The sequence below is a fragment of the Corynebacterium halotolerans YIM 70093 = DSM 44683 genome (assembly GCF_000341345.1).
GTDB classification, from domain to species: Bacteria; Actinomycetota; Actinomycetes; order Mycobacteriales; family Mycobacteriaceae; genus Corynebacterium; species Corynebacterium halotolerans.
This window is the reverse complement of record NC_020302.1, coordinates 471,670-482,607: the sequence shown is the minus strand read 5'-3', so window position 1 is coordinate 482,607 and position 10,938 is coordinate 471,670. Positions and strand designations below refer to the sequence as shown.

13 protein-coding genes are annotated in these 10,938 nt (G+C 69.8%); 4 read left to right on the top strand and 9 right to left on the bottom strand.

Translation table 11 applies throughout. From position 1 onward, the window contains the following. Positions 1-106: 106 nt before the first annotated feature. The gene (locus tag A605_RS02255) at positions 107-430 is read right to left on the bottom strand and encodes a hypothetical protein (RefSeq protein ID WP_015399884.1); all 324 of its coding nucleotides are present in this window, start codon (positions 428-430) and stop codon (positions 107-109) included. Positions 431-704: 274 nt separating this feature from the next. After that, positions 705-1,670 (bottom strand): aldo/keto reductase, encoded by a 966-nt coding sequence (locus A605_RS02250; protein ID WP_015399883.1) that lies wholly within the window; start codon positions 1,668-1,670, stop codon positions 705-707. A gap of 266 nt (positions 1,671-1,936) precedes the next feature. On the opposite strand from A605_RS02250, the gene A605_RS02245 reads away from it, so the two are divergent. Next, positions 1,937-2,977 (top strand): hypothetical protein, encoded by a 1,041-nt coding sequence (locus A605_RS02245; protein ID WP_015399882.1) that lies wholly within the window; start codon positions 1,937-1,939, stop codon positions 2,975-2,977. A gap of 14 nt (positions 2,978-2,991) precedes the next feature. On the opposite strand, the gene A605_RS02240 is transcribed toward A605_RS02245, so the two are convergent. From A605_RS02240 to A605_RS02225, 4 genes are read right to left on the bottom strand one after another with little or no spacing between them, the layout of a single operon-like run. Continuing rightward, positions 2,992-3,858, bottom strand: a complete 867-nt coding sequence (locus A605_RS02240; protein ID WP_015399881.1) for a hypothetical protein — start codon at positions 3,856-3,858, stop codon at positions 2,992-2,994. Positions 3,859-3,917: 59 nt separating this feature from the next. Further along, entirely contained in the window at positions 3,918-4,385 is a 468-nt protein-coding gene (locus A605_RS02235; RefSeq protein ID WP_015399880.1) for a hypothetical protein, read from the bottom strand. A gap of 25 nt (positions 4,386-4,410) precedes the next feature. Further along, positions 4,411-5,295, bottom strand: a complete 885-nt coding sequence (locus A605_RS02230; RefSeq protein WP_015399879.1) for a polysaccharide deacetylase family protein — start codon at positions 5,293-5,295, stop codon at positions 4,411-4,413. Positions 5,296-5,318: 23 nt separating this feature from the next. Beyond that, positions 5,319-6,308 (bottom strand): asparaginase, encoded by a 990-nt coding sequence (locus tag A605_RS02225; RefSeq protein WP_015399878.1) that lies wholly within the window; start codon positions 6,306-6,308, stop codon positions 5,319-5,321. Positions 6,309-6,512: 204 nt separating this feature from the next. On the opposite strand from A605_RS02225, the gene A605_RS02220 reads away from it, so the two are divergent. Beyond that, entirely contained in the window at positions 6,513-7,418 is a 906-nt protein-coding gene (locus A605_RS02220) for a 1,4-dihydroxy-2-naphthoate polyprenyltransferase (RefSeq protein ID WP_034990498.1), read from the top strand. Further along, positions 7,415-8,359, top strand: a complete 945-nt coding sequence (locus tag A605_RS02215; RefSeq protein ID WP_015399876.1) for an AEC family transporter — start codon at positions 7,415-7,417, stop codon at positions 8,357-8,359. Before A605_RS02220 ends, A605_RS02215 begins: the two co-directional genes overlap by 4 nt. Before the next feature lie 253 nt (positions 8,360-8,612). On the opposite strand, the gene A605_RS02210 is transcribed toward A605_RS02215, so the two are convergent. Further along, positions 8,613-8,951 carry a DUF4229 domain-containing protein gene (locus tag A605_RS02210; protein ID WP_015399875.1) on the bottom strand — a complete coding sequence of 113 codons (339 nt, stop codon included), beginning with the start codon at positions 8,949-8,951 and terminating at the stop codon, positions 8,613-8,615. Between the two features lie 71 nt (positions 8,952-9,022). On the opposite strand from A605_RS02210, the gene A605_RS02205 reads away from it, so the two are divergent. Then, positions 9,023-9,382, top strand: a complete 360-nt coding sequence (locus A605_RS02205; protein WP_015399874.1) for a hypothetical protein — start codon at positions 9,023-9,025, stop codon at positions 9,380-9,382. A gap of 4 nt (positions 9,383-9,386) precedes the next feature. Here A605_RS02205 and rfbA read toward each other — a convergent pair whose 3' ends face one another. Together rfbA and A605_RS02195 are read right to left on the bottom strand one after the other, a co-directional pair. After that, positions 9,387-10,268: a glucose-1-phosphate thymidylyltransferase RfbA gene (rfbA, locus tag A605_RS02200; RefSeq protein WP_015399873.1), complete on the bottom strand. Its 882-nt coding sequence runs from the start codon at positions 10,266-10,268 to the stop codon at positions 9,387-9,389. Continuing rightward, positions 10,265-10,888, bottom strand: coding sequence for a dTDP-4-dehydrorhamnose 3,5-epimerase family protein (locus A605_RS02195; RefSeq protein WP_015399872.1), 624 nt, complete (start codon positions 10,886-10,888; stop codon positions 10,265-10,267). Before A605_RS02195 ends, rfbA begins: the two co-directional genes overlap by 4 nt. Positions 10,889-10,938 lie beyond the last annotated feature (50 nt).

The following is a 10,938-nucleotide window of genomic DNA, read 5'->3' as shown; positions in this document are numbered from 1 at the left end:
ACGGCTGGGACCTGCCGCCGGGAGGACCAAACACCTGTTCGTAAAGGGCCCCTGACGCACCGCCGTCTTGACCGTGGCTTGAGCGTGGGCGGATGGCGCAGCTGTGTCAGTAGGTCTGCACCGGGAACGGCCGGTCCTGCGGCGCGGACGACAACTGCTGCCCGTCCACCGTGAACAGCAGACCCGCGTCATGGAGTTCGGTACACAACTGCCAGAGGATCGTCCCGGTGGCCCACATCGTGGGACTGGCGAACTCCTCATTCGACGACGTGAACCACAACGCGCACCCGGCGACCTGGCGGGCGTTCTCCGGGCCCACCCGGTACCCGAAGTCGAAGGCGGGCAGTGACGACGCCGAGGCCTGGGCCGGGGCCACTGCGAGGGCCGCCGCCACCATGACCGTGGACAGGACACGGGTGGTTCTTCTCATGGGCACATCGTAGACCGGTGCCCGGGAAATTACTTGATATTGAAAATCAATGATCCATGGAGCCGACCTGACGTGACCGTTACCGGACGGCCCGGGCGCACGGACCGCAGCGCGGATTCAGCCGGCCCGTCGACGACACGGCGGGCAGCGTCCCGCCCTTCGCGCCCTTGCCCCGCAAGGAACGTCGAACGGCGCGAGGGCTTCGTCGACAAGAACGCCCCGACCGCCCGACGATCACCATCAGCACCGGAACAGGGCCCGGCACATCACCCCGCTACCGGTCGATGAAACCCAGGTGCCTGTCCGTGTAGCGTTCCCCCGCCACCCCGACCTCGTCGAGCAGCCGGTCGAGGTGGGCCAGCTCGTCCGCGCTCAGCCCCACACTTGTCGACGCCGCGTTCTCACGCACACGCTCCAGGCGCCGGGTGCCGGGGATCGGGACGATCCAGGGCCGTTTGGCCAGCAACCACGCCAGGGCAATCTGTCCCGGGGCGGCGCCGTGATCGCGGGCGAGGTCGACGACGGCGTCGTAGAGCGCCCGGTTGGCCTCGAGGTTGCCGGGGTGCAGGCGCGGGCTGGAGGCACCGGGGTCCGCCCGTGTGCGGGAGCCGGCGAAGAAGCCCTTGCCGAGCGGGCTGAAGGCGACGAAGCCGATGCCCAGTTCCGCGCAGGTGGGCAGCACCTCGGACTCGGGGTCGCGGGTCCACAGGGAGTACTCGCTCTGCACAGCCGTGACCGGGAATTCCGCGTGCGCGCGGCGGATGGTCGCGGCAGAGGCCTCGGAGAGCCCGAAACCGGCCACCTTGCCCTCGGCGACGAGTTCGCCGACGGTACCGGCGACGTCCTCGATGGGCACGTCCGGGTCGACGCGGTGCTGATAGAACAGGTCGATCTGGTCCGTGCGCAGGCGGCGCAGGGACTCGTCGGCGACCTTCCGGATGTGCCCGGGTCGGGAGTTGAGGCCGTCGCTGCCACCGTCGACGATGTTCCAGCCGAATTTCGTGGCGATCTGCACCCGGTCGCCCACCGGCTCAAGCGCCTCCCCGACCAGGGCCTCGGTGGTGTAGGGGCCGAGGACCTCGGCGGTGTCGAAGAAGGTCACGCCCTCGTCGACCGCCGCGCGCAGCACGGCGATCATCTCCGCGCGGTCGGGCGCGCCCGGCGCGGCGGCCGCGGTCATGCCCGTGGTGCCCAGACCGAGGGCGGAAACCTCCAGATTTCCGAGCGTTCTGGTGTGCATGTGAGCTCCTTCCGGATGGTGGCGTCCGCTCCCCATTGTCCCCGAGCGTGCCGGGCAGGCAGGCAACCGGAACACCGGGCACACGCCACACCGCTCAGGCGTCCAGTCATGCTGAATGTTCAACATTGCCGCACACCAACCACTTCTAGACAGCTTGGTCTAGAGGTGTTACCGTTGGAGTCGCCGGCGCGCCGGCACACCTCCTGACACCAGATAGGGAGGCCCCTCGTCACCCACCCCTGTCTGAGATCCCAGGAGGATTCCTCATGTCCACATCCGTTTTCGACTTGCCCGCCCCTCGTCTGCTGGCCGCCCGCGACCAGTCCGAGCGCAGGCGTCTCGAGTGGTTCTACACCGAGGTCGTGGTGCACCTGGTCACCTTCCCGGTCGACCACGCGCTGGCGATCGCCGAGCACCACATCACCCACCACGGCGTGCCGGAGGCCGCGAGCCTGTCGGAGATGCGGCAGGTCGCGTGCACCGTCAACGCCGACACCGGGGAGGGCTGGCTGGCCCGCGGCTTCCGGCTCACGGAGGACGCCGTCCCCCTCCGGCTTCCGCTGCCGGAGATCGGCGGCCGCATGCCCGTCGCCGCCCTCCGCAACGTCTACCTCCGGGCCGACGTCACCACCGATCTCGGGGAAACCGTCACAGAGTACGAGGCAGCGCTCGCCGGGGAGCTGGCGGCCCGACGCCGCCAGGTCACCTCGGTCACCCGGGAATCCACGGAGCACTACCGTCGCCTGACCGCCGAGCTGCCGCTCGAGCACCCCGAACTGCTCGGAAACCTCTGGCGGATCGGCCTGGTCGCCGACCTCGTCGACGACGACGCACCACTGGAGGATCTCCTCGTGAGCGCCCACAACCGCCGGCCGTTCATCACTCCGGTCTCGCCGGGGATGACGCTCGACGAGGCCTGGTACACCCTGCCCCTGCAGCGCAGCCTCGGAGACCGGGCGATGACGACGATCTGCGACACCCTGATCTACGCGTTGTCGCGGCCGGTCTGGCGCTGGACCTCCCCGGACCACATCCACCGGATCGGCGGCAAACACCCCTGGGCCCACGACTGCGCCGCCTACGTCCTGTGCGGTCGGCTCGGCATTGCGCACCGCCCCACCGGCCACGGCCGGAAGTGGTGGGGCCACTACGAGGATCCGGCCAGCAGCTTCGACCCCTCCCCCGGTGGCGACCGGTCCCTTGAGCGGCTCAAGCTGGACTGGGACGTCGCTTTCCGGCGGACAGGCCAGGCAGAAGTTGTGCTCCGCGGCGAGGCCGGCGTCGCCGCCGCCGGTCAGGGCAGATAGGACGCAGACAGGACTCAGTCCTCCCGCTGGCTGGCCTCCCGCAGCTTGGCGATGTCGTCCTCCGTGTAGACCCGGCGGATCTGTTCGTCGTTGCCGCCCATGAGTGTGTTGCCGATGACCAGCGCCCCGCCCTGTGTGGTGGGCACGACCGCGAAGTGGCGGGGGCTGGCGTAGACCTGGCGCACGGGATGCCCGGAGCGCAGGGCGCACACGTGCAGCCACACGTCGTCGGCACGCGGCGAGAGCTCCATGAACCCGTCTCCCTGGGAGACGACGTGGTCGATGAAGCTCGAGGGGTACAACACCCCGGAGACCCCGGTGGCGAAGTGGAGGTAGGAGGCGGTGCAGGTGTCCGCGGCGCTCCACTTGATGTAGGGCAGGATCCGTCCGTCGCGCAGTTCGATGCGGTGGGCGCGGTAGGCGATCACGGCGTCGTCACGCAGGTCGCCGACGAACAGTAGCCGCTGGAGGAACCATTCGGGGTAGATCATGTCGTCGTCGACGGTGGCCACCCGCTTGCCCGTGCCCGTGAACTCGCGGAACTGCCCCCAGTACTTGGTGTGCGGCCCGTAGTCGCCGTCGGAGCAGCGCACCTGCAGGCCACGGGAGACCAGCCGCCGCAGCGAGGCCGGCCACTCCCGCTCGTAGTCCGGCTTGTCCAGCCACAGAATGACCGGGGCCTTGACGTGGCCGCGGGCGATCGACTCCAGCGTGAAGTGCACCCGGCTGAGCCGGTCGCCGTGGGAGGTCAACGAGATGACCACGTCCCCCTCGGTGGGGATGCGGGTGCGGGAGAACCGGTTGTTGAACGCCAACGGCAGCATCCGGAACAGGGTGAAGAAGAAACTGACCGCCTGCCCGGCCACATACCCGATCCACATGTGAGGTGAACACCTTCCTGTTGGTCAACAGGGACCACTGTAACGTCGGATCGGTCGAATCAACTGTCCCCGCGCAGGATGACGCCGTGCTGGGCCACCAACCGGTGCCCGCTGAAGGTGGCCGTCACCCGTTCGGGGCCACAGACGCGCGCACCGAGGCCGAAGGCCGCCAGTTTCACATGGCCCGGTAGATGGACGACCGATTCCAGCACGGGCCGGGCGGCACCGGCGGCGGGGCCGGCGGGCCAGTCCCCGGCCTCCGGAGTTCCCGCCCGCCGGGGAGACTCGACCTCGGCCAACATTTCCTCGAGCTCATCCCAGTCGTTGAACCGGCTGTGGCCCGCGACGTGCCCGAGCAGGTCGTCGAGAGCCAGGGCGACGGCCACGGCCCCGGTCCTCCGGGCGATGGTCCACCCCCTGGCCACCGGCCGGACGGTGAGATTGCGGCACAGGCGCGTGAGATGGTCGGCGACGTCCCGGCGACGGAGTGGGCCGGAGACCAGTGGGCCGGCCCAGTCCAAGGTCATGCCCGCGCACGCCCCGCACACCGGGCTACGCCCCGCCCCGGGGGTTGCGCTGCTTGAACTCTGCCGCGATGGTGTCGAAGGTCTCGAAGCGCACCCCCTCATGGGACCGGAAGTGCTCGATGAGGCGCTCGAGCATGAGCAGCACCTGCGGACGGCCGGAGACGTCCGGGTGGATGGTGATCGGGAAGACCGCCTGCCCGTACTCCCGGTACACCCAGTCGAACTGGTCGCGCCACATCTCCTCGATGTCCCGCGGGTTGACGAAGCCGTGGCTGTTGGGACTGGACTTGATGAACATCATCGGCGGCAGATCGTCGAGGTACCAGTTGGCGGGGATCTCGACCAGATCGGTCTCCTCGCCGCGCTCCAGCGGCTTCATCCACTCGGAGGCGGGCTTGTCGTAGTCGATCTTCGTCCAGCTGTCGCCCACCCGGACGTAGTAGGGCTCGAAGTCGCGGTGCATCAGGGAGTGGTCGTAGGTGATGCCGCGGTCGAGCAGCAGCTCGTTGGTGATGTGGGAGAACTCCCACCACGGGGCCACGTAGCCGGTCGGGCGGCCACCGGTGCGCCGCTCGATCAGGCCGATGCAGTAGTCGAGGATCTCAGTCTCCTGCTCCCGGGTCATCGCCAGCGGGTTCTCATGGCTGTAGCCGTGGATGCCGATCTCGAAGCCGGCCTCGACGGTCTCATCGAACTGCCGGGGGAAGGTCTCGATCGAGTGCCCCGGCCAGAAGAAGGTCGCCGGCAGGTCATACTTCTGCAGCAGGTTCTTCAGGCGGGGAACGCCGACCTCCCCGGCGAACACGCCGCGGGAGATGTCCCCGGGAGAGTCTTCACCGCCGTAGGAGCCCAGCCAGCCGCCGACCGCGTCGACGTCGATTCCGAATGCGATCGTGATGTCCTTGGACATGAGAATCTTTTCCTCTCAGTGGATCAGATATAGGGCAGGACCAGTTCGTCCGTGGGGAAACGGTCGGTGGAGAGCAGGTAGGAGGCGAGGATCCGCGCCTGCGGAAGCGGCAGGGAGCCGTACGGCACGACCCCGGCGGCCACCAGGTCGTGGCCGCCGCCGTTGCCGTAGACCGGGGTGACGGGACCTTCGGCGACCCGGGTGGACAGGCCGACCGACACTCCCTGCGCCACCGCCCGGCGGGCCCACTCCAGCAGGGCCCGGTTGGCGTTGCCGGTGCCCGTCCCGGCGAGAATCACCCCGACCGCGCCCGCGTCGACCGCCGCCTCCGCGAGCGCGGCGTCCGCACCCGGGTGGGAGACGACGACGTCGACCCGGGTGGTGTCGAAGCGGATGGTCACCGGCGGCTGCCTCGGCCCCCGCCGCGGTGCCGCCCAGATGTTGACCCGGTCGCCGGTGGTGCTCCCGATGGCGCCCCCGTCGGTGTGCCGGAAGGCGGCGCTGTTGATGGTGTGGGCCTTACGCGTTCCACGGGCGGGGTACAGGTATCCGGCGAAGCCGACCAGCACCCCGAGTCCCCGTGTGTCGGGCGAGGCCGCCGCCGCGATCGCCTGCCGCAGGTTTCCCGGGCCGTCCGGGGCCGGGTCGTCGGCGGCCCGCTGCGCGCCGGTGAAGACCACGGGTTTGTCCCCGTGGTGGAGGAGATCGACGAGGAAGGCCGTCTCCTCGAGGGTGTCGGTGCCGTGCGTGACGACGATCCCGTCGACGTCGCCGCGGGCATTTTCCTCGACGACGGCCTCGGCGATGGCGCGCAGATCCCGGTGGGTCAGGAGAAAGGAGTTGGTGTGGAGGACGTCCCTTCCCTCCACCGTGACGTCCGTGGCGTCCGTGGCGTCCCCGGTCCGGCCCCCGCCGAGCAGGGAATCGATGGTCCGGGTGGCGACGGACCCGCCCGAGGCGTCCGCGGTGGAGGCGATCGTCCCGCCGGTGGCCAGGACAACGACGTGGGCCATGAGGCATCCCTTCCGGTTGGCGGTCGGCCGGACCGGACCACGGGTGGCGCCGGTCACACTCCAGTGTGGCCCCCGGATCCGGGGTTTTCAAGGGCGATGCCCCCGCGACGGGCCCGGTGGCCGGTACCCGGTTCCCTCCGGCTCGCCGGGAAGCCCGTACCCCCTCCGTGCCCGTCGGGTCCCGTGATGGAGCACAATGTGTCCATGGCCATTGACCGTTCCCACCCCGCCACCGCCCGCGACTGGCTGGAGGGTGCCCGTCCGCACACCTGGGCCAACGCCTTCTCGCCGGTCATCGTCGGCTCCGGAGCCGCCGCACTCGCCGGTGGCTTCTCCTGGTGGCGGGCCCTGCTCGCCCTGGTGGTGGCGTGGGCGCTGATCATCGGCGTGAACTACGCCAACGACTACTCCGACGGAGTGCGCGGCACCGACGAGGACCGTACCGGCCCGACGCGCCTGACCGGCGGTGGGCTGGCCGCCCCCGCCCACGTGAAGGCGGCGGCGTTCACTTCCTTCGGCGTCGCGGGGGTCGCGGGCATCGCCCTGGCCCTGGCCAGTGCCTGGTGGTTCATCCTCGTCGGCGCGGTGTGCATCGCCGGCGCCTGGTTCTACACCGGCGGGAAGAACCCCTACGGTTACCGGGGCCTGGGCGAGGTCGCCGTGTTCGTCTTCTTCGGGCTCGTCGCCGTGCTCGGCACGGAGTTCACCCAGGCGGAGGCCGTCAGCTGGGTCGGCCTGGGCGGGGCCGTGGCGATCGGTTCGATGTCGGCCGGGGTGAATCTGGTCAACAACCTGCGCGACATCCCCACCGACTCCGCCACCGGCAAGATCACGCTGGCGGTGCGTCTCGGCGACGCCTGGACCCGTCGCCTCTACGTGGGCCTGGTGTCGGTCCCGTTCGTGGTTTCCCTGCTGCTGGCGGCCGTGTTCCTGCCGACCGTCCTGGCCGTGGTGGCCCTGCCGTTGGCGATCTCGGGCGTCCTCACCGTCACCCGCGGTGCGACCGGCCGGGACCTGATCCCGGTGCTCGGCTCGACGGGGCGCGCCATGCTGCTGTGGGCCGTGATCACCGCCGTGACCCTGTTCTGGGGCGGGCAGGCCCTGGCATGAGTGGGGTCGTCACCGGCTTCGCCATTATCTTGGCGGTAATCGCGGTCGGTTATCTCCTGGCCCGGCGCGGGGTGATCGGCGGCGGTTCGGAACGTCTGATGTTCAACCGGGTGGCCTTCTTCGCCGCTACCCCGGCACTGCTGTTCTCCTCGGTGGCGGAGTCCGATCCGGGGCACTTCCTCTCCCCGGTGGTCCTGGTCATCTTCCTGGCGACGGCCGCGACGGCGGCCGTCTACTGCGTCATCTCGGCGTTCGCCTTCCGGCAGGACGTGGCGACGACGGCGATGGGCGCGGCGTCGTCAAGCTACTTCAACTCCGTGAACATCGGCCTGCCGGTGAGCATCTACGTCATCGGCGACGCCACCCACGTCGTGCCGGTGCTGGTGCTGCAGATGGTCGTGTTCACCCCGATGATTCTCGCGGCTATCGGCACCGACAACACCGCCGGTGCCGGTGGCCGCTCGACGGGCGCGAAGGTCGCCGAGGCGGTGAAGAACGCGCTGCTGAGCCCGGTGGTGCTGGCGTCCTTCGCGGGCCTGGCGGTCTCGCTGGCCGACATCACGATCCCGGAGCCGGTCATGGCGCCGATCGAGATTCTCGGCGGGGCGTCCATCCCCATGATCCTGATGAGCTTCGGTGCCTCCCTGGTCTCCGGCGGCGCGCTGTCCTCGGCCGAGGACCGGCCCGGGGCGATCACGGCGACGCTGCTCAAGGTCGTGGGCATGCCGCTGATCGCCTGGCTCCTCGGCCTGGCACTCGGTCTCGACGGCGACATGCTCTATGTCGCGGTGATTCTGGCGGCGCTGCCGACCGCGCAGAACGTCTACAACTACGCGGCGACCTACGAGCGCGGCATGACCGTCGCCCGGGACTCGGTGTTCCTCACGACGTTCGCGTCCCTGCCGGCGATGCTGGTCATCGCGCTGCTGTTCGGGCGGTAGGGACCGGCGGCCACTTCCTGGCGGATCCACGAACTGGCCGGCGTTCCGGTACCGGGCAACCCCACCGAGGAGCTGCGGCGCCCAGCCTCCCGGGCTTCCGAATCGGGTGGGGCAGCCCCTGCGGTCAATTCCACGCACCCACCCCTCCAAGTCCCGCCCAGGGGCCCGCTCAGCCACTCCCCGCGTGGATTTGATCGCGGCTCACGGCGGCGCAAGCGGTCGGCCCCGCCGAGCCGTCCCCGAGCCGTCCGGGTCAGCGTCCCGCCAGCTCCTGCTTGACCCAGTCCTTGCGCGCCCGGCGCTGAGCGGACCACGCACCGACGGACCGGGTGGCCTCGAGGCGCAGCTTCTTGAACACCAGCATCGACAGCGGGAACGCCACGAGCAGCGCGAGCAGCGCGGACATCACCAGGGGCACGGGGGCGCCGATGAGCGTGGCGACGCCCTGGATGACCACCGTGAGCACGATGAACAGCAGGATCCGTGCTCCGCCGTACTTGAGCAGGGCGGCATTCGCCCTCTTCCGGAGCTCGGGATCCAGCTGGGGAGGTTCATTCTGGTTGTTCGGGGCCGTGGGTTCAGGTGCAGTCACGCCCCTGAGCCTACTCAACCGTTTTGGCCATTTGCCAAGCACCGTAAAGTGGGGGTCAGAAGGAGGATCTCATGGGACGTCTGCTGCTCATTCTGCTCATCATCGTCGCCGTCGTGCTGGTGTGGAAGGCCTTCGGACCGGGCACGTGGAAGCGCAACCGGGTCGAACCGGCCCAGCAGCAACAGCCCCGCGCCATCAAGGGACCGGATGACGACGAGGAGTTCCTGTGGACCATCGAGAAGAACCGGTTCAAGGAACGCCGCGCCCGGGAGGAGGCGGAACGGATGCGGCGGGCCCAGAAGCGGCACGAATCCCCCGAGCCACCGGCCGCGCCGGGCAACCCCTCCGAACGCAACGGCCGTGGTGCCGCCTCCGCCGAGGAGCCTGAGGGCGAGCCGGAGGCCGGCTCCGACCACGACCCGCGCCAGTGACCTCCTACCCGCGCATCTCCCGCTCGCGGCCGAGGATGCCCAGCAGATAGTCCCCGTAGCCGGAGTTGCGCAGCTCCCGGGCGAGCTCGCCGAGCTGTGCGTCGTCGATGTAGCCCATCCGCCACGCCACCTCCTCCGGCGCCCCGATCTTCAGACCCTGGCGCTGCTCGATGGTGCGCACGAAGTCGCCCGCGGCCATGAGCGTGTCGAAGGTGCCGGTGTCCAACCACGCCGTGCCGCGCGGCAGAACCTCCACCTTCAGCTTCCCGCGGCGCAGGTACTCGTTGTTGATGTCGGTGATCTCGAGTTCGCCCCGGTCGGAGGGGCGCAGTCCGTGGGCGATGTCGATGACGTCGTTGTCGTAGAAGTACAGGCCGGGCACCGCGAAACTGGACTTCGGTGCCTCGGGCTTCTCCTCCAGGGACAGGGCCGTGCCCCCCGCGTCGAACTCGACGACCCCGTAGGACTGCGGGTGCGCCACCCAGTAGGCGAAGATCGCCCCGCCCGCGGGCTCGGTGAAGCGCCGCAGCCGGGTGCCCAGGCCCGCGCCGTAGAAGATGTTGTCGCCGAGCACCAGCGCCACGGAGTCGGTGCCGATGTGTTCCGCGCCGATGAGGAAGGCCTCGGCCAGGCCGCGCGGGGTGTCCTGGGTGGCGAAGCTGAGCCGGATGCCGAACTGCGAGCCGTCGCCCAGCAGGCGCTCGAACTGGGCCCGGTCCTCACCCGTGGTGATGATCAGGATGTCCGTGATGCCGGCCAGCATGAGGGTGGTCAGCGGGTAGTAGATCATCGGTTTGTCGTAGACGGGCACCAGCTGCTTGGACACCCCCAGGGTGATGGGGCGCAGGCGGGAGCCGGTGCCGCCGGCGAGGATGATGCCCTTCACCACTGCCCCGCCTGCTCGTTGGCCAGCACCCAGCCGTCCCGCAGCTCGTTCTCGTGGGCCCGGCACTCGTCGACGTCGGGCAGCACGCCGGCCGCGCGGGCGTCGTCGAGCGTCATGGCGTCGCGGTCCTTGTCCGAGAGCAGGAAATCCATCTCCGGCCAGTCGATGCCCGCGGAGAACGGCGAGACGCCGTGCTCGACGCCGGGGGCGTATTCGGAGGTGGTCAGGTACGCCACGGTCGAGTCCTCGAGGGCGAGGAAGGCGTGGGCGAAGCCGACGGGGAGGTAGACGCCGTGGCGGTTGTCGGCGCTGAGCTCCAGGGCCACGTGGCGGCCGAAGGTCTCCGAGCCGACGCGCACGTCCACGACGACGTCGAGGATGCGCCCCGCGACACAGGCCACGAACTTCGCCTGGCCGGGCGGCACGTCCGCGAAGTGCAGGCCGCGCAGCACCCCTGCCCGTGAGGTGGACATGTTCGCCTGCTGCAGGTCGAAGGGGTGCCCGGTGGCGGCCTCGAACTCGGAGGCCTTGAACCACTCGTGGAAGGTGCCCCGCTCATCGGGGTGGATGGTCGGTTCGGACCGGAAGACGCCCGGCAGTTCGTCGAGTTCGTGCAGCATGTCCCCGAGCTTAGCGGTCGCTGCCCCGTACGGCGGCCCGGGACGGCGGA